Below are 18,300 nucleotides of genomic sequence, written 5' to 3'. Positions count from 1 at the left end.
CAAGCGCATGTCCGCGGGCGAACGACCGGGTTCCCTGACCCCCCTCGCGCGGCTGGGCTTCAGCGGCCTCACCGAGGCGGAGGAGCTCCTGCAGGAGCTGGCCGGGCTGGTGGACGAGCCGCGCGAACTGCTCCTGGAAGGGGCCGTCCACGCTGCCGACCCCGATGAGGCGCTGCGGGCGCTGACCAGGATCGCGCGCCGCGAGGCTGCGCCCGTCCGGCGCGCCACGGGCCGCGCCGGTGCCTGGCGGGCGCTGTGGGCGCTCCTGGGCGCCTCGACGGGTTTCGGCGAGTTCTTCTTCCGCCACCCGGGCGAGGTCGATGAGCTCACCGGAGCGGGGGAGCGGCTGCCGTCCGAGCAGGAGCTCCGTGCCGCGCTGCTGGACGCCGTAGGGGCAGTCGACGGATTCGCCGCGGACGGTGGCGAGAGCGCGTGGGTCGCCCTGCGCGTCCGCTACCGGCGCATGCTCGCGCGCATCGCCGCGTACGACCTGCTGAGCCCGACACCCGTCGACGAGATCGCCGCGGTCTCGGCCCGGCTCGCGGATGCCGCGGGCGCGGCGCTCGAAGCCTCGCTGGCGGTGGCGCGCACCCGCGTGTCGGGCGGTGTCGTCGGCGCCGGGCTGTTCCCGCGGGAACAGGTCGCCCGCACCGAGCTCGCGATCATCGGGATGGGCAAGACCGGCGCACGGGAGCTCAACTACGTCAGCGACGTGGACGTCATCTTCGTGGCCGGCGGCGACGGCGCCGCCGTGGAGGAGTTCGGCGAGAGCCGCCTCGTCGACATCGCCACGCGACTGGCCGTGCAGACGATGCGCGGGATCTCGGGCGTCGAGATCGAGCCGCCGCTGTGGGAGGTCGATGCCAACCTTCGACCGGAGGGCAAGCAAGGCGCCCTGGTGCGCACGCTCGACTCGCACCTCGCGTACTACGACCGGTGGGCCAAGAGCTGGGAGTTCCAGGCGCTGCTGAAGGCGCGTCCGATCGCCGGCGACGCGGCTCTCGGAGACGCCTACATCGCCGCGGTCCAGCCCAAGGTGTGGACGAGCGCCGCGCGCGAGAACTTCGTCGACAGCGTCCAGCGCATGCGCGAACGGGTCACCGAGCACATCCCGGCCGCCGACGTGCCGTATCAGCTGAAGCTCGGCCCCGGCGGCATCCGCGACATCGAGTTCACGGTCCAGCTGCTGCAGCTCGTCCACGGGCTGTCCGACGACCGGATCCGGCAGCGCGGCACCCTCGCGGCGCTGGACGCGCTCGTCGCGGAGGGGTACATCGGCCGGGTCGAGGCATCCGCCTTCTCCCGCGACTACCGCGTGCTGCGGCTGCTCGAGCACCGCGTCCAGCTGCGGCAGCTGCGGCGCACCCACCTGATGCCCTCGCGCCCGGAGGAGCAGCGCGTCCTCGCCCGCGCGACCGGACTGGCCGACTCCGCCTCGGGGATCTGGGAGCTGTGGGAGTCGGTCAAGCGCGAAGTGCGCGACATCCACGTGCGCCTGTTCTACCGGCCGCTGCTGTCAGCCGTCGCGGCGCTCCCGGCCGACGAGCGCGTTCTCTCAACCGCGCAGGCGCATGATCGCCTGGCCGCGATCGGCTTCGCGGATCCGGCCGGCGCGCTGCGTCACATCGCCGCCCTCACCTCCGGGCTCAGCCGCAAGGCGACCATCCAGCGTCACCTCATGCCCGTCATGATCCGGTGGTTCGCCGACGGCGTCGACCCCGACTACGGGCTGCTCGCGTTCCGCCGGCTGAGCGAGCGACTCGGCGACACCCACTGGTTCCTGCGCATGCTGCGGGATTCCTCCGGCGCGGCGGAGAGCCTCTCGCGCGTGCTGTCGGGCTCCCGCTATGTGGGCGAGCTGATCGAGTGGATTCCCGAGTCCGCCGCCTGGCTCGACGACCCCGAGCTGCTCCGGCCGCGCTCGGGCGTCGCGCTCCAGCAGGAGGCCCGCGCGATTCAGACGCGGCACGGCACGGTCATCGAGGCGATGCGGGCCGTGCGGGCCCTGCGCCGGCGCGAGCAGCTGCGGCTGGCCATGGCGGCGATCCTCGGATCGGTCACGATCGAAGAGGTCGCCGAGGCCCTCACGACCATCACCGAGGTGACGATCCAGGCGACGCTGCGAGCCGTGCGCCGCGACATCGTCCCGTTCGAGGACGACGCCCTCGACTTCTCGGTGATCGCGATGGGGCGGTTCGGCGGTGCGGAGCTCGGGTTCGGGTCGGACGCCGACGTCATGTACGTCTATCGCGCGAACGGTGTCGACCCCCAGCGGGCGCACGAGCTCGCCCTCAAGCTGGTGGCGGCGCTGCGGACGCATTCCGAGGATCACCGGGTGCCGCTGGAGCTCGACGCGGATCTGCGGCCGGAGGGACGCAACGGTCCGCTTGCCCGTTCGCTCGACGCCTACGCCGAGTACTACCGCCGATGGGCGCTCTCGTGGGAGGCGCAGGCGCTGCTGCGCGCGCGCGGCGTCGCGGGCAGCACCAAGCTCATCGGGGACTTCATGCAGCTGGCGGACCAGGTGCGCTATCCCGACAGCATCGACGCGGCCGCCGTGCGCGAGATCAAGCGCATCAAGGCGCGCGTGGAGAGCGAGCGCCTGCCGCAGGGCGTCGATCCGTCGCGGCATCTCAAGCTCGGCCCCGGATCGCTGAGCGACGTCGAGTGGCTGGTGCAGATGCTCCAGCTGCAGCATGCGCACGCGGTTCCCGCCATGCGCACGACCTCGACGCTCGGCGCCCTGCGGGCGGCCGAGGAGGCCGGCCTCCTCCCGTCGAGCGCTGCCGACCGTCTCGCGGACGCCTGGCGCCTGGCCAGCCGCCTGCGCTCGGCCAACACGCTGCTCTCGGGCCAGACGAGCGACGTCCTGCCGGTGGACCGCAAGAAGCTCGATGGCATCGGGCGTCTGCTCGAGTACCCGCCCCGCTCGGCCACGCAGGTCGAGGAGGACTATCTCGGCACGACTCGCCGCGCGCGGCGGGTCTTCTCGAAGCTGTTCTACGGCTGACCGGCACGGTGACGGATGCCGCAACCGCGGCGCTGCGCCGGCATGGCGTGCGAGCGCGGCCGGCGCGGCTGCGACGGTGCGATCAGCCGGGCGGGCAGGTGGGGATGCCGTCGATGCTGTCGCCGTCGAGCGGGACGGCGTTCAACGCCGCGACGACACGCTCGGCCGCGTGCCAGTAGCGGGCGTAGTGGAACGGGTTCGCATTGATCTGCGTGTGGTGCGCGACGAGAGTCGGCTCCACGGCCGCTCTGTCGGGCACGCGCGCGGCCATCGCGCCGTAGAAGATCGTCGCGGCGGTGTACGGATCGAGCCGGGCCTCACGAGACCCCCAGCTGTCCTGCTGCTGGAACAGGCCGATCGACGTCGTTCGCGAGCCGTCGGGGTTCGTGACGCCGCTCGTCTCCCAATCGCCGTAGTCGATGTTGCGCAGCGACGACTCGCCCATGGCCGTCATGACGGCGATGGTCTGATCCCGCTGGTCGAAGCCCAGGTCGCGGCCGGCGACCATGATTGTGCAGGCGTTCGTCAGCTGATCGACGCCGTAGCCGGCCACGCCGGGCTCGGGAGTCGGCTCGGGGAAGGTGAACAGCGGCCCCGTGTCGCGGTCCTCGCCGAAGGCGTCCAGGAACGTCCCGACGGCGATGCTGCCCGCCAGCACGACGGCGCACACGATCGCGATCGGCACGACGATCGCAGCGACGATGAGAGGGGTCCGGCGTCGGCGGCGACGCGCTCCCCCCTGCCGTCGCGTGCCACGTCGTGCCGCTGCCCGCGCGGGCTGCGCACGACGGCGCCGCGACGTGGCGGGAGGGCGCGAAGGCATCAGCGGCTCGCTTTCGATCGGAGGAGCGGGTTCAGCGTAGGGACCGCACCTGGGGGATGTCCGAGCGGATCACGGGTGCCTGTGCGTCCTCCTGCCGGCGAACGCGGAAGCGGGCCCCGGTCTCCCGGGGCCCGCTTCTGCTGCAGGGACGTCAGACGCCGAAGTACAGCTCGGCTTGAGGATCTGGGATCCGGAGGGTGCTCCACTGGATCGTACTCCCTTGCAAACTCAGGGAAGTGCGATGCTGAGCATAGGGTGGGTCGCTGCCGCGGCTGTCCGAGAACCTGTCCGTTTTGCCGATTCTTGGTCGCCCTACGGGGCTCCCTGGGCATCTACGGGAGCTGCCGCCTACCTGCTTGGTATGAGCGCCGACCACCCTCGCCTCTGGACTCCCCAAGAGCTTGCCGACTATACGGGCATCCCCATCAGGACGCTCGCTGACTGGCGGACGGAGCGCGCACGCAGCCGAGGTCTCGGATTGCCGTTCGTCGCGCTCTCGGCACACAATGTCCGCTACCGCGATGAGGATATCGAGGCGTTCATCGCAGGGCGGATCGTGGCCCCGATGGATAGAGGGGCCGACTGATGGCGCGACCGAAGCGCGCGCTCGGCGAACTCGGCAAGGTGACCTACACCGTGGAGCCGAGCGGTCTCGTCGTCGCGCGAGGACGCGTCCACGACGGCAACGGGCGCGAGCGTCGTCCGAGCGGCAGCGGAGCGACCGAAGCCGAGGCGCTGGCCGCACTGCAGCAAGCGGCCGATGTTGCCGTCGGTCGAGTCCTGGCACGACGCACGCAGCTCATGACCGTCGCGGAGTTGGCGACAGCTTGGCTGAAGACGGCGTACCACGACGACGACCCGCGAGTGCTGAGACAACGCCGCGAACAGACCATCGATGGCTACGCATCGGTGATCCGAGCGCATGTCACCCCGCGCGCCGGAGCCATCCCTATCGCCGACATCACCGCTGAGCGCGCCGACGGGCTACTCATGGACATCGCACGGGAGAAGTCGGTGACGACCGCGAACAAGGTTCGTAACGTGATGTCGCTGATGTTCGATTGGGCCATCCAGCAGGGACACTTCTCGGCCGCCGGGTCCATCCAGCAGACACGGTACGGAGCGGTCGTCGTGGCGAACCCCATCCGTGCGACCCGGCGAGCGGACAAGCCGGACACGGTGTACTTCGAACTCGACGCGGTACAGGTCAGGTACATGCTCCACCTGATTCGTGACGTGTGGCCGGAGCGCCACCGGGCGCGGTATCCGGTGGGCCGACGGCCCAACTACAAGCTGCTCGCCGACTACATCCTCATCACGCTCGGCACCTCCGAGAGGACCGCGGAGCCGATTGCGATCCGGTTCCAGGACGTGCGGTTCGAGGCGGTGGAGCAGCCGGATGGAAGCCTCACGATGGAGGCGCTCGTCTGGGTCGGGGGGACGATGGTTCGCACGAAGTCTCGCGGCCTGTTCCGGCAGAACTCGCCCAAAGCGGAGCGACAGAAGCGTTGGGTTCGCGTTCCGAAGTTCGCGGCCAAGGTGCTGAGCGAACTCGTGGCCAGCCACGTTCCCGATCCAGAACGGAATCCCGACGACGTGCTGTTCACCACCGAGCGCGGCCGTCCGCGCGACCCCAGCGCAATCGGGGAGCTGCTACGGATGTTCCGCCGCGAGTTCCAACCGGAGCTCTTGACTATTGGGGTCGACGCCCAGCACCTCACCTTCCGCAGCCTCCGCAAGGCCGTCGCCGCGGCGGTATCTGACACCGCCGGCGTAGAGGTCGCACGCGATCTGCTCGGGCACAGTGACGCGGCGATCACCGAAGGCCACTACGCGAAGCGCCCCGACCTCATCGTCGAAATCGCGGCCGACGCGCTCGACGAGGTGTTCGCGGGCATTGACGCATGAGATGTCGCGAAGAGGGAGAACTGACAAGGCAGTCTTCTGGACAGGCCCGGCTTCGGAGCCGGCGGACTTCTCGACCTCAGCAGTTCCTTCCGTGACCTCGTTGATCTGTGGCTCGAGGATCTGGATCTGCGCGAACTGTCGGACGGGGACGAAGCAGAACTATCGCGACGATCTCCGGCTTCGAGTGAGGCCGCAGCTCGAACACTTCTCGCGCGGTAAGATCACCACGGGCCGCGTGGAATGGTTTCTGCGCTCCGAGAAAGCGGTGTCGTTCTCGCGTGCGCACCACTCGCGAACGGTGCTCAATCAGCTGTTCGGCTTCCCTCTCCGCCACGATGCGATCCCGCGGAACCCGGTGCAGGGGACGAGTCCGTTGCGGCGACCGAAGGGCGAGCGGCAAGCGCTGAATATCGAGCAGATCCGTGCCGCCGCGAGTCGCTGCCGGACCGGCCCCGACATCGAGGGCCGCCAAGCCCGATGGTCAGGTGCTCGACATCATCGAAGTGCTCCTCGGAGCCGCGCTGCGCATCGGCGAGTGCCTCGCTCTCCGCGTGTGCGACGTCGAGGATGGCCCCAGCTGCATGACGATCTCCGTAACGGGTACGGTGGTGCTGCGCACCGGCAGCGGTGCCGTGCGTCAGGACCACTCGAAGACTGAGCTCTCCATCCGCCGCATCGCCGTCCCCGACTTCGCGGCGGCTGTCCTTCGCGAGCGGCTCGCGAGCATCCCAATCAGCGAGACGCAACGGACGATTTTCGCAGATCGCGCGGGCAAGCCTCTTAGCCCGTTCAACGTGCGACGGACCTTCCGCGCGTTCCTCGAGTTGGCGGATCTTGGGGGGAGGGGGTTACGCTTCGCTGGTATCGGCGGACGGGGGCGACGGTATTCACGCGCGGGGCGAGCGCCGATGCTGCCGCCACGTTCTCGGACACGGATCGACCGCGATCACCGAGGGGCACTACATCGAGCCCGACCGCACCGTGGATCGGGGGCCGGCAGACATTCTCGAGCGGACACTGCGGCGTGAGAGCCCGCATGCGTCTCTGCTGTCGTTTGAGGGCGGAGCGGACGGAGCGGCCGACGATCCGGCACTTGACTTCCTCGACGAGGAAGACATCGAGGCGGCGTAGAGCTTCGACCTATGGATCTCGTTTGGTCGAGCCCCAACTCGCGATCGGTCCGCCTTTCGGGCCGTGGCTGCGGAGGAACTCGGCGTGCACCCGCTCGCACGCGAGGCGCAGCGTTGTGGACCAACCGATGACCTCGCCCTGAAAGCTCGCACGGTACCGGACGTCGGTGGCATTCACGCGGCGGATCTCGATGCTGCCGTACACACGGTTGTGCCCGTCGAGCGGGCTCCACGTTCCGGTTGGACCTTCCCGCGCTGCGAGCAGGGGGTGCCATCGCCTCGGTTCGACCATCGGGCTTCCTCCCTCCGGCCGAACACGGATGAGCTTAGAACGGGACGGCGACATCGCCACGCGGGCAATGGACGCGCGACGCGCACCTTCCTGTCATGAGCGATCGTGAGCGCGCTGACGCCGTCCTGGAGCACGTGGCCGTGCTCGCATTCCTGTACTATCCCGGCATCGAGGTCGACGATCCGAGCTATCGCCTCGCCGAGGATATCGAGTGGTGTCTCGTGCGGCTCGGTGACGTGTCCGACGCCGAGCGCGAGCGGATGGGCACGCTCTTCGCGCGAGCGATCACGGACCCCACAGCGGCGCGCGAGGAGCTGTTCACGGCGCTCGCTGACCTCGACCCCGTGCCCACGGCGGATCACCGTGAGTGACGAGCACTCGATCGCCGATGCGCGAGCGGCGCGGCTGGCCGCTCAGCGGAAGGCCTGGAACGACGCGAACCCGAGCTACTACGCCGAGTACCGCGATCGGAACCGTGAGGAGATCCGCCGCAAGAACCGCGAGTACATGCGAGATCAGGCTCAGCGCGAGCGCGACCAGAGGGAGCGGCGCCAGAAGGGGATCGACCGGGCGAAGGCGTGGGCAAAGGAGCACCCCGAGGAGCGCCAGGAGGCACGCGAGCGGTACAAGCAGAAGCACCCCGAGGCATACAAGCAGGCTCAGCGTGACTACTACTACCGGAATCGTGAGGCGATCGCCGAGCGCCGGCGCTCTCGGGAGGCTGCCAACCCGGACAAGGCGAACGAGGCTCGTCGGCGCGCGGTCGACCGTGCCCGGGAGGCCGGCCGCAATTCGAGCTGGTCGCCCACATCTGATCAACGGGCGACCTACCGAGACCGCGAGAACGAAGCGAGGCGCATGGCGCGTCGTCGCGCCCGTGCGGGGCTGCCCGAGCGTCACCTGCACCGGGTCCACGCGGCGGAACGACGCCACAACGATGCCGCGGCAGACGCGTTCTTCGCGCAGAAGCCCACCGCTCAGGACGTCGCCCGGATCAGAGATCAAGACGAGCCGACACCGCCAGAGCTGGTCCACGCCCTGCAGGAGCGTTCAGAGAACCGTCGAGTCGTCCGCGAGATCCTCGCGATCGCCGAAGAGTACTTCGCTGACCATGAAATCGAGCTGAGGGCGCGCGTCGCCGAGGTATCCCGCGCACGTTTCAGGGGCGGGATGCTGCCCCTCGACGTCTACACGGAGCCGCGCCGCTACGCACTTGAGTTCGCGAGCCGCGGCTACCTCCGTGCACACGTTGCATCCCCGACATCGTCGTTGACGGTCTTTCGCTGGCTCACGACCGATCGAGCCAAGCGGGGACCTGGGGTCCCGCTCTGACACGATCCGCGTGTCGTGCACGCGGACTTAGCAGCCTCCTCGCGTTCTGGGGCTTCCGGGACGGTAGCGCATCGCTCGCGATCAGGCGAGCCCTCCGGCTCTCTCGGGTCTAATCGCTTCCGATCCGCACGACGACATCCGCTCCGTGGTTGGTCAGCGCGGCTATGTCGTCCCTCTGGCGGGCGCCTCCTTGGGCCGGGGCTGTAAGGAGACGGGGCGCAGGGCGAAGGCAGGCGAGCGCCCTCTATGGGGTTGAGCCGATCCTCAGAGTGCGAACCGGGGCTGAAGTTTGGCGAGCTGACCGGCCGGCCGCTGCCACTGTGGGTTCTTGTCCCACGGAGGAACCCGGCGGCCGCTCTGCTTTCGGGTCAGATGCCACCCGTCGCACACGTCGCACGGGTAGACGCGACGGGGCACCTTCGGATCGTCGGGTCGGGCGCTCTTCCACTGCGCGAGCGCCTGGCGCGCCGCGGCCTGGGTGCGGTACGGCGTCTTCGTGCACAGGTGCGCGACGGCCGTCGGCGCCGCGGCGATCCGTTCTGCCGCTGCGCTCGTGCGCTCTGGACCCGCCAGTGCACGGTCCATGGCATCGAGGATCATGTCCATCTCGAAGTCGTCCTCGGCTCCGTAGATCTGTCGATCGCTCGGCGAGTAGCGGTCATCCATGGTCGAACAGTAGCCGAGCGACCCTTGTACTCACGTCAGCACGCGCACGTGCCAGTAGGGGTGAACTGCGTGAAGCAATCTGGGCACGTGCCATGGTCCTTCTTCGGTACGTGCCCTCCGAAGGCTGCTGCGAACGCGATCGACTCCGCGGCCTCGGAGCGGTCGAAGTAGCCAGCGGCAGGAACAGGCGCGGGCCGCGGGGGAGGAGCCGGCTTCCGGCGCAACTCCTTCGCACCGCGAATCCCGTGAGCCTTGCGCCTTCCGGCGGGGTACTCGAGGTTCGCGTACGGCAGCGGGGCTGACGGGTCGACCAGAGCGCGGCGCACCTCGAGCGGCACGGCCTCGGCGAAAAGCGCGATCATCGCAGCCTCCGCGTCGCCTGGCCGAGCCGTGGCGCCGTAGTGGACCCACAGGCGCCGTGTGTCGAGCATCTTCACGGGCCAGCCGCCGGCGTGCGGGGCCCGTGCGCCGATACGGGTGTCGTAGAACTGCTTCACCCGGCGACTCGTGTCGGTGCCGGCCTTGCCGATGTAGACGACGCTCTCGCTGGCCGGCCACAGTGCCCGCAGCCGGAGTGTCAGGCGCGCAGCGTCGGCAGCGGCGTTGTCGATCAGGATTTCCGGTCGCACCCGGATCAGTTGGTCGACGGAGTGCTCGTCGATCGGGCACTCGACGAGGCCGGTGTGCTGCTGTGGATCTTCGGTCGTCGCGATGACATAGACGCCAGGCTTCTCAAGCGGTACCGGTGTTCCCCACCGCACGGCCCCGGAACGCAGCACGTTGGCGTTTCTGAACAGATCATTGACCGTCGTCGGCATATCGCTCCCCAGCGCGTGTGAGTCCCTGCAGCGGAGCTTACCTATGGACGCAGACACAATCTCACCGCCGCTCCCGCGGCTGATCAGGCGATGTCCGTGTCCTGATGTAGCGTCGCGACGGGACGTTGCGAGTCATGGGGGCTCGCGGGGAGGCTGGGGATGGATGCCACGCTGTTCGGCGCCGGAGGCGATGGTGACTCCTTTGATGCCTTTCATTCGCGACTGAAGGCGTTCACCTCTCCGGTCGCGATCGACGTCGGCGCGATCATCGAGGATTCGGACTGGTCGCTCGTTGTCGCAGAGGCTGTCTACGACGCCTTCGGAGACCTCGACCAAGGTCGTGGTCTCACGAGAGCCCAGATCCTCGAGCATTGCCTGCGAGTGCATCCGGACGCGGTGTTCGTCGAGGAGCGGCTCGGCGTGTTCATCCGCATGGGGATGCTCCAGCTCAGCAAGCGGTCACAGCAGCGCTACCAGTTCAATCCCGACAGCGTCGCGGGACTGATGGTGTACGCACGTCTGGCCGAGGAAGGCGGCGTTCAGGAGCTGCTGTCCCTGCTGGACCGCACGAGCGCAACGATCGAGGACGGCACCGCGACCCAGTTCACCGTCGCGACGGCTCTGGACCGTGCTCGTCGAGCCTTCGCGATCCACACCGGGTTCCTCAACCGCCTCGTCGAGGATCGCCCGCTCGGAGAGCTCATCGCGCAGCGTCGACATCACCGTGCCGCGAACCAGCTCCTGAGCGATGCGAAGCGCCTGATCGAGCAGGTCAGCGTGCGGTATCCGAATCTCGCCGGGGCGGGCGATCGGCTGATCCTGGGCGCGACGAGGTACACCGACGCCGTCCAGCGGATGATCGATCGGCTTCTGCAGGAGAACACCCGCAACCGGGACTTCTCGATGCTCGATCCCGAGCAGTACCGGACCGCGGCGCAGACAAGCGATCGCGACGCACTCGCGGTGCCGTTCGAGCGGGTGCTGTTCGCACCGGCGACCTCGCAATTGGACGCCGCCATCATCCTCGAGACGATGGATGCGATCCGCCCGCGCACGGTCCGGGTGCGACCGGTTCGGGAAGCGACCCTCGAGGCGGAGACCGACCCGCTGGAGGCCGCCCGCATCCGTCGCGAACGGGCGAAGCAGTCCCGCATCCGCCGGACCGAGAATGCGATCGACGCTGCGTCCTCCGACGACCTGACGAGCGTTTTTCGCGCCGCCGGTTGGCCGGGTGCCGCGCAGCTCATCGCTGACCTCATCGCGATGGACGCCGATCCCGAGCAGCCCTACGCCCTGACGATGTCCGAATCAATCTTGGTTGACCCGGCCGGCCCGGTCTCGTACGTCACGCCCGTGCAACTGCACCGGGTAGTCCTGGACGCCCGAGCCGACGCCGACTCCGCGGCAGGGGAGGAGGACCTCGAGGCGGTCCTCGACGGCTTCAGCGAGGTGGCAACGTGAGTGATGAGCGCCTCGAACAGCTGAGCGGCCCCGCCTTGGCTGCTGCAGCGACCTTGCTGCGCGTCGTCGAACCATCTCGCGAGATCTCCAAGGCGATCCGCCAGTCTGGGCGAACAGTCGTCGACCTGCGCGATGGACAGGTCACCTGCGGCTGGAGCGACCTGACCGACGACGCATGGTCGGGCGACGGCATCGAGCAGGTCAGGTGGTCACGGCAGCCGGCGCCCCGGCTGGCGCGCACGATGGCCGCAGTCCTGCGGTGCTGCTGGCCGGTCAGGGATGCGTCGCTCTATCCAGGGCAGCCGTCGAGCAAGGGCCAGATCCTGAACGCGTACGCGAAGCTGGGCGCGATCGGCAGTGACGAGATCGGTGACGGCGTCTCCCGCCACGCCATCGGCGCGTTGACGACGCTCGAGGCGACCGGCCTGGTCACGTGGGATCGCGACGACGACTCCATCCGGCTCGGGCCGGTCGTCGCGACTTGGTCGAGCAGAGCCGAGGAGACCCTTCGGGTGAACTGGGACCGTCTCCCGTCGGCCGAGGGGGCATGATGAACCGCCTGGACGATCTCAGCGAACCTCGCCGGCAGGACGTGCTGACGGCCGTGCGAGTGCTCGAAGAGGCGGAGAACCCCGTCCCGAGATCGTTCCTGCATGCGCTCGGCGACGAGTCTCTCCGCGCCGTCCTCGAGGAGCTGCTCGCGCATGGCGGGAAGGTCCTGATCGAGACGCCGTATGGCTTCACGACGGGATACGACGACACTGTCCGCATGCAGCTCGCTACCGTCGGGATCGGGGTGCTGCCGCCTGTTGATCGCGCCGTGCTGACGCTGATCCTGCTGTGGTCGGTCGCGATCCCGCGTGCCCAGGGGGAGATCCCTGCCGCTGCGCCGTGGACCGAGGGACGGGCGGTGAACCCGCGCGAGCTCTCATCGCGATCGCGATTCCCGGACACCGTCGTGGCGAGCGTACTGAGACGGCTTCGCGACGCAGGCATCCTCGGGTGGGGCGAGCATCGATGGGTCGTGCCCGGCCCGCAGTTCTTGCGACTCACCGAACGCGTGCAGCAACAGATCTTCCAAGACCTCGTCCTCCTCGCCGAACCGACTGGTGCGCTGGCGGACTCTATCCGGCGGTCACGGGCCGCCCGCCTCGATGGGAGCACCAGATGAGCATCACCTCCGTGGTCAACGCGACAACGACGAACCTCGGCCTCGTCGGCGATCGCGAGCTGGTTGCGGTGCAGACGATCGACGTCGCCCGGTTCACGACGCACATCGCCCCGATCGTCCCAGGCTCGTTCGTGGCGGTTTCGGGGAAGGGGCCGAAGAATGACTCCAACGGTTCGGGAAAGACCAGCTTCCAGTCGGTGGTGACGGTGCTCCTCGGCGACCCGCAGTGGCGATTCGACATCAACGGCGGCGCGCCCGCTGTCGGCCTGCTGCTGCAGGCAGAGGCGACAGGCATCGAGGGGGAGTTCTTCTCGGCGGAGCGCGGGTACATCATCGGCGTATTCGCGCGGCGTGGCCATCACGACGCGCACTCCGCAGTCACCGTATGGGTACGGCTGACCAAGGCGAAGCCCCATCTGGTCGCCAGGGTCACGCCGGGGATCGTCGTCGTCGACGCCGATACCGACGACGCCCGGTATCGGCAGGCCGACGAACTGTGGACAAGCCTCGGGCGCGACGGCGAGTGCTCGGCCCGACGCATGGGGGAGACCCTGTACGGCGACGCCCCACGCTGTCTGTCGTTCCTGGACACGGATCTGCGCAAGAACGCGCCGTCGCTGCTCTCCGAGAAGATGACCGACATGTCGCCGGCCGCGATCGGCGATGCGCTGATCGGACTCGCCGGACTCCGGCATCACTTCGATGCGGAACAGGAACAGCGCAACAAGCTGGGCGAGCACGAGCGCAGCCTGCGCGAAGCCCAGACGACGCACCGGGACCGCCTGCACACCGAGGAGGCGCAGCTCGAGGGCATCCGAGGCAGGGAACGCGCCCGCGGGCACCTCGCCCGCGGGGAACAGATGTGGCGCCTGCACTTCGCGAAGCGTCTCGTCGAGGTCGTCCCGCTCATCGCGGAGGCGGAGGTAGTCCGGGCCGACGCGTTGGTCGCGACGGAGACCGCCGAGCGGGACGCGAATGCCGCCAGGGACGACCTGCGCGCCATCGGCGACGGAACGGAACTGGACGCCGCCGTGCAGTCCGCACGTGCTGAACAGGAGCGTGCAGCTGGAGAGCTCGCTCGGATCACCGGGTCGATCGAGCAGCTTCGGGGCCGGCTGGACGAGGTGAAGAAGCGGGAATCGACACTCGTCGACGAAGCCTTCGGATGGGACGGCAGCAGCGTCGAGATGGCCGCGGCGGCACTCGAAGCCGCGCATCGGCGGCGGGCCTCGGCAGAGGTCTCCCGCGAGGGCGCGGTAGGGGCGGTCGCGAAGGCGAGGCGCCAACTGGCGGAGGCTGTGGAGGGACGAACACCGGAGACCGCGTCCGCGATCGACGCGCTGGTCGCGGCGGAGGTGGTGTGCGCGGGATTTGCTGACGCGGTTGATGTGAACGAAGCCGCGCGCATGGAGTGGGAAGCGCTGCTGTGGCCCTGGCGGGACGCGATCGTGGTCCGCGCATCCGATCTCCAGTCGGCAGTGGCCGCGGTGGCGGGCATCCCCGGCACGACCCTCATCACCACTGACAAGGATGACGTCGACGCACAGCCAGTACCCGAGGGCGTCGAGACCACCTGGGCCATCGGCGGCTTCCTGAACCGAGTGGATCAGCGCGCGTCGGTGCACCTCGACCCTGTCTACGCGCACGACCCGGACGTCGGCGTGATCACGATCGGGCAGTTCGCGACACCGGTGACCGGTCGTGCCACGCGGATCAGTCTGGCGGAGGACGCCGTTCGCGACGCCGAGCAGCGAGTCTCCGACGCGGACACGGCACTTGTCCGGGCAGAGCAAGCCGTGGGTCAATGCGAGCAGGACGAGGCGACCGCGAAGGCGGCGGCCGAGCTCGCGAAAGTGACCGACACCATCAAGGGGATCGACGCTCAGATCGTCGAGAAGGCGGATGCTCGGACAGCCGCCGACACCGCTGCCAATGACGCGCAGTCGGCGCTCCTGTCCGCAATCGGACGACAGGCAGGGCACCAGGCCCAACTGCTGACGGCGAGAAGCCGGGTGAAGGAATGCGAACAGGAGGTGCGCAACTGCAGGGAGGATGCCGAACGTGCCGCGGCGCAAATCTCAAAGCTGAACCTGCCGTACTGGCAGTTCGGATGGGGTGGATCGGTCGAAGAGGCACAGGAAGCTCTCGCAGCCCAGGACGAGGCGGTCCGCGCCCTGAAGCCCGACACGATCCGGCGGCGCGCGTCCGAAGCGCTGCGCGAGGCGATCGTGGCCTTCGGCGCTGATGGCGCTCTCTCGGACGACCTGCTGGGGATCGGCAATGACGATCAGCGTCAGCGCGTCCTGGAGCCGGACAACGAAGGCGTCGGCGGGAATGCTCCTTCATTCGTGGACTTCGCCATGCCGCTGCAGCTCCGACTGGATGGCACCGCCGAGCTCGACAGCATCGTCGGTGAGAGCATCGAGCGTGAGCGCGCCGCGCGGGACCTGAACCTCGGTGTGCTCGAGAAGGAGGTGTCCGGGATGGCATCGGGACTGGGCACGCTGCAGGACATGATCGAGCAGTCGGTCGAGGCGCGCTTCGATCGGATGCGCGCCTCGTTCGACCGGCTGAGCCGCGAGCACGGCGGCTTCGGCGCCGATCTGGTCGTGGCGTCGCGTCGCCCGGAGACCTCCGACGCGATTTGGCGTTGGGACGTGACCCCGCAGTGGCGGCGGTCCAGCGGCGGCCGGCTCACGAGCTACAAGGTCACGCTCAACGGCGCGGCACACAAGGTGGCGTCCTTCCACCTCACGCTGGCCGCACTGGTCGCCGGCGACGAATCCTCCAAGATCGGCAAAGTCCTTGTAATCGACGAGCTCGGCAACTCGCTGGGCGACGTCAATCGCAAAGACGTCCTGAAGGTCATGCAGTCCGTCGCGGAGAGCGAGGGGATCACCATCCTCGGCGTCTGCCAGGATTCGGTCCTCGACGACGCCGCGAGCTACTCCCGAGAGCTGCTGTGGTTCCGTCACGCGTCGGAGCACCAGGTCTACAACCAGCCTGTGCGCGCATGGGGCTTCGACGAGTTCGGCGAACGCGTCGACCTGATCGGCGACGCCGTTCGGTCCGGTCGGCCGTGGCTGTGACCCCCGAGTTCGAGCGCCTCGAGGACGGACGCGTTCGCGTTCCCTGGGCGGACCCGTCCGATCACATCCGCGCCGTCGTGCCGCTGGTCCGGCGGGATGGTGAGCTGAGGGCCCCATCAGATCGCCGAGGTCGCCTGAAGAGCGATCGGCTGAGGTTTGTTGCGGCCGAGCCGATGGCACGGGCGATCGAGAACGTGCCCATCACGGAAGCCGACTGGGCGTGGGTGCTCGGGGCGAGTAGACGCGCATGGGCAACAGTGCTGGGCCGATGGGCGGATGCCGAGACAGCGCGGCTCGTGTCGCACTCACTCGTCGAGGCCGGCGTCGTCGAGCTGGACGTGCGCATGAATCGGCCGGGTCGAGTCGAATACGAACCGGTGGCTTGGCTGCTCACGCCCACGTGGGAGCAGGCGCGACGCGACCGCAATAATGACCGTGCCGTAGACCGCGAGTCGCTGCGCACCCACGCGCGCACGCTGGCCGAGCGGGTCGGTGCACTCGATCCGGGGATGGCGGCCGCACTGGGCGACCCGGCGACCCATGAGGCATCGCTGGCGGTCCTCGTGGCTGCCGCCGATGACCTGCTCGACGGGGTCACGCACGACGGTCCGCGCGCGTTCTCGCAGGTGCACTTCGGGCACACGAAGGCGCGGGAAGATGCACCGAGCATCCTCCGGGCGGCAGGCGTGTGCGAAGCCACGATCGGAACACTCGGACTGGCGCGGTCCCCGTACATCGGGCTCGGCGGAGCCCTGGTCGTTTCAGGCATCGACCTGTCGAAGTTCGCGGGGCCGGTCAGGCTCCGAGCCTCCGGTGTCGACGGCTGGGGCGTCACGCTTCCCGGCGACGCTCGCGCCGTCGTCCTCGTGGAGAACCTGCAGGCGGCCGAGGCTGTCTGCGATATCTACCCCGACATCGCCGTCGTCTGGTTTGCCGGGCAGCCCGCCGACGCGGTGCTGCGAGTCTGTACCGAGGTCGCGCGAAGAGCGGCCCGCGCCGACCTGCCGATTCTGATCGCACCGGACGCGGACCTCGGCGGGGTCTATATCGCGAGACTAATCACAGCCGTCATGCCGGCGGAAGCGAACGTGGTCGTCGTCGACGCGGGGGCGGTCGCGCCAGCCACGATGCGCCCGTTCTCGAAGCGCACGCTCAACGCACTCGCGGAGCTGTCGGTCGAGTCCTTGCCGCTGGTCGCTGCGTTCGCGCAAGCAGTGCGGGAGCGGGGTCGGCCGGTCGAGCAGGAGGCCGCAATCCGCCAAGCCATTCGGGAGGCACTGCGCGCTGCGTGAGCTCCCGCTTGCGACAACGCGAATGTCGCGAATGCCAGTCCTGGATCCAACCAGGTACTCGTCGTCGACAGCGAGTGGGCTGCTAAGTCGACGGCGGTGCTTGATGCGATTGAATAGGCCCTCTCAACACTGCCCGCTGACATGAGCACGGCGGTCGCGGCCCTCATTGCGGATGCACGTGATGCGGTCGAGACTGATTCTCCTTCGCGGGCCAAGCGAGAGCTCACCGCCCTCGGCTCTTTCCTAGGCGATGCGGCTTCGGGTGCCCTTGGTGCGCTGCTCGGTGCGCAAGCTGTTCCTCTGATTCCGCTGCTGGGTGGGTAGCTCTCACTAATCCCTCACTGGCCGCGGCGTCGTCCGAGAGTTGCCGCTTAGCCAAGGCTCGCATCTGCGAGCACGAACGGGAGGACCTTCCGGTTGAGGAGGACGGTGATCTTGGCTCGTTGGGGCCTGGTGATCTCGTCCTTCTTGCGCTTGTTGAACATGTCGAGGATGAACGCGTATCCACCATCGGCATCCCACTGATCGGGCGTGAAGGCTCCCTCGTCGTTGAGGTACTCGATCATTGCCCGGGAGAAGTATTCGCTGGTGAGGGCAATGTGCTTGTTGTCGAGGATGGCGGCACGGAGACGGAAGAGGTCGCTGTAGAGGGTCACCTGCCGGTTGAGGTCGGTGCGGCCGAACTTCTGAACGCAGGTGCTGCCGATGGGGTAGAGCTGGGCGCCATTGCGCTTGTTCGTGATGGTGAACAGCAGCACGAGTTCCTGCTGCCCGCAGACGCATTCCCCACTTCCAATGGGGTCCTCCTCGAGCTCGGTGACGTCCCATTCCATAACGGCGGCGCTCCACTCGTTCGCAACGGACGCGGCGATGACGGCTCGGGTAAGCCGGTGGAAACTCTCGGTTGTCATAGGGTGCCTCCGTGTCAGCACTGTATCGAGCGGGAATCGGGAACGTGGATACGGGAGCTGGGGTCGGCGTCCGCTCCCGTATCAGCGCTCCTCAGAGGTCGGGAAGGTCGTCCAGGTTGTTGCGGGTGGTGTTGTCGCGGTCCGTGCGGAGGTATTTCCCCGTGGCACCGTTGACGACGCGGATCTCGGTGCGCTGCTCGGGCCACTGCACGTAGTAGGTGTGCATACGGGTCTCGATGTCGCGGATGGCGTCCGCCTTGGCGCGCGGCGACCAGAACTGGCCGGGGTTGCCGATGGCGGTGATGTCACCATCACGATTCTTGCGGGTGTGGGTTACTCGTCGATTTGCCATGATTCATGCCTTCGCTTGATGAGGGTGAGATGAAGTCGGTGACGA

15 protein-coding genes are annotated in these 18,300 nt (G+C 68.4%); 10 read left to right on the top strand and 5 right to left on the bottom strand.

Annotation, left to right across the window (positions count from 1 at the left end; translation table 11 throughout):
- Nucleotides 1-7 precede the first annotated feature (7 nt).
- Nucleotides 8-3,010 (top strand): bifunctional [glutamine synthetase] adenylyltransferase/[glutamine synthetase]-adenylyl-L-tyrosine phosphorylase, encoded by a 3,003-nt coding sequence (locus R8Z57_RS07785; protein ID WP_318353195.1) that lies wholly within the window; start codon nt 8-10, stop codon nt 3,008-3,010.
- A gap of 82 nt (nt 3,011-3,092) precedes the next feature.
- Here R8Z57_RS07785 and R8Z57_RS07780 read toward each other — a convergent pair whose 3' ends face one another.
- Nucleotides 3,093-3,695, bottom strand: a complete 603-nt coding sequence (locus R8Z57_RS07780; RefSeq protein WP_318353194.1) for a peptidase M23 — start codon at nt 3,693-3,695, stop codon at nt 3,093-3,095.
- A gap of 723 nt (nt 3,696-4,418) precedes the next feature.
- Here R8Z57_RS07780 and xerC point away from each other — a divergent pair.
- From xerC to R8Z57_RS07765, 4 genes are all read left to right on the top strand, one after another.
- Nucleotides 4,419-5,741, top strand: a complete 1,323-nt coding sequence (gene xerC / locus R8Z57_RS07775; RefSeq protein WP_318353193.1) for a phage integrase central domain-containing protein — start codon at nt 4,419-4,421, stop codon at nt 5,739-5,741.
- Nucleotides 5,742-6,163: 422 nt separating this feature from the next.
- Nucleotides 6,164-6,769, top strand: coding sequence for a tyrosine-type recombinase/integrase (locus tag R8Z57_RS17425; RefSeq protein WP_378722838.1), 606 nt, complete (start codon nt 6,164-6,166; stop codon nt 6,767-6,769).
- A 489-nt stretch (nt 6,770-7,258) separates the two neighbouring features.
- Entirely contained in the window at nt 7,259-7,534 is a 276-nt protein-coding gene (locus tag R8Z57_RS07770) for a hypothetical protein (RefSeq protein WP_318353192.1), read from the top strand.
- A complete protein-coding gene (locus tag R8Z57_RS07765) occupies nt 7,527-8,495 on the top strand; it encodes a hypothetical protein (RefSeq protein WP_318353191.1) in 969 nt (322 codons plus the stop codon). The genes R8Z57_RS07770 and R8Z57_RS07765 overlap by 8 nt, the downstream gene beginning before the upstream one ends.
- A 264-nt stretch (nt 8,496-8,759) precedes the next feature.
- On the opposite strand, the gene R8Z57_RS07760 is transcribed toward R8Z57_RS07765, so the two are convergent.
- Both R8Z57_RS07760 and R8Z57_RS07755 read right to left on the bottom strand, forming a co-directional pair.
- Nucleotides 8,760-9,161, bottom strand: a complete 402-nt coding sequence (locus R8Z57_RS07760) for a hypothetical protein (RefSeq protein WP_318353190.1) — start codon at nt 9,159-9,161, stop codon at nt 8,760-8,762.
- Between the two features lie 35 nt (nt 9,162-9,196).
- A complete protein-coding gene (locus tag R8Z57_RS07755; RefSeq protein WP_318353189.1) occupies nt 9,197-9,979 on the bottom strand; it encodes a hypothetical protein in 783 nt (260 codons plus the stop codon).
- Nucleotides 9,980-10,138: 159 nt separating this feature from the next.
- Between R8Z57_RS07755 and R8Z57_RS07750 the strand changes: the two genes are divergently transcribed.
- The 5 genes from R8Z57_RS07750 to R8Z57_RS07730 are packed head-to-tail and all read left to right on the top strand — an operon-like array spanning nt 10,139 to nt 16,992.
- Nucleotides 10,139-11,440: a hypothetical protein gene (locus R8Z57_RS07750; protein ID WP_318353188.1), complete on the top strand. Its 1,302-nt coding sequence runs from the start codon at nt 10,139-10,141 to the stop codon at nt 11,438-11,440.
- The gene (locus R8Z57_RS07745; RefSeq protein WP_318353187.1) at nt 11,437-11,991 is read left to right on the top strand and encodes a hypothetical protein; all 555 of its coding nucleotides are present in this window, start codon (nt 11,437-11,439) and stop codon (nt 11,989-11,991) included. Before R8Z57_RS07750 ends, R8Z57_RS07745 begins: the two co-directional genes overlap by 4 nt.
- Entirely contained in the window at nt 11,922-12,611 is a 690-nt protein-coding gene (locus tag R8Z57_RS07740) for a hypothetical protein (protein ID WP_318353186.1), read from the top strand. The genes R8Z57_RS07745 and R8Z57_RS07740 overlap by 70 nt, the downstream gene beginning before the upstream one ends.
- Nucleotides 12,608-15,700 (top strand): hypothetical protein, encoded by a 3,093-nt coding sequence (locus R8Z57_RS07735; protein WP_318353185.1) that lies wholly within the window; start codon nt 12,608-12,610, stop codon nt 15,698-15,700. Before R8Z57_RS07740 ends, R8Z57_RS07735 begins: the two co-directional genes overlap by 4 nt.
- Nucleotides 15,697-16,992, top strand: coding sequence for a hypothetical protein (locus R8Z57_RS07730; RefSeq protein WP_318353184.1), 1,296 nt, complete (start codon nt 15,697-15,699; stop codon nt 16,990-16,992). Before R8Z57_RS07735 ends, R8Z57_RS07730 begins: the two co-directional genes overlap by 4 nt.
- A gap of 371 nt (nt 16,993-17,363) precedes the next feature.
- Here the strand turns inward: R8Z57_RS07730 and R8Z57_RS07725 are convergent, their stop codons facing one another.
- Nucleotides 17,364-17,903: a hypothetical protein gene (locus R8Z57_RS07725; protein ID WP_318353183.1), complete on the bottom strand. Its 540-nt coding sequence runs from the start codon at nt 17,901-17,903 to the stop codon at nt 17,364-17,366.
- Between the two features lie 91 nt (nt 17,904-17,994).
- Nucleotides 17,995-18,255 carry a DUF3892 domain-containing protein gene (locus R8Z57_RS07720; RefSeq protein ID WP_318353182.1) on the bottom strand — a complete coding sequence of 87 codons (261 nt, stop codon included), beginning with the start codon at nt 18,253-18,255 and terminating at the stop codon, nt 17,995-17,997.
- Nucleotides 18,256-18,300 lie beyond the last annotated feature (45 nt).

It is taken from the genome of Microbacterium sp. M3 (genome assembly GCF_033548675.1).
Classification (GTDB): Bacteria; Actinomycetota; Actinomycetes; order Actinomycetales; family Microbacteriaceae; genus Microbacterium; species Microbacterium arthrosphaerae.
The sequence above is the reverse complement of the archived record's forward strand: the minus strand, read 5'-3'. Positions and strand labels throughout refer to the sequence as shown.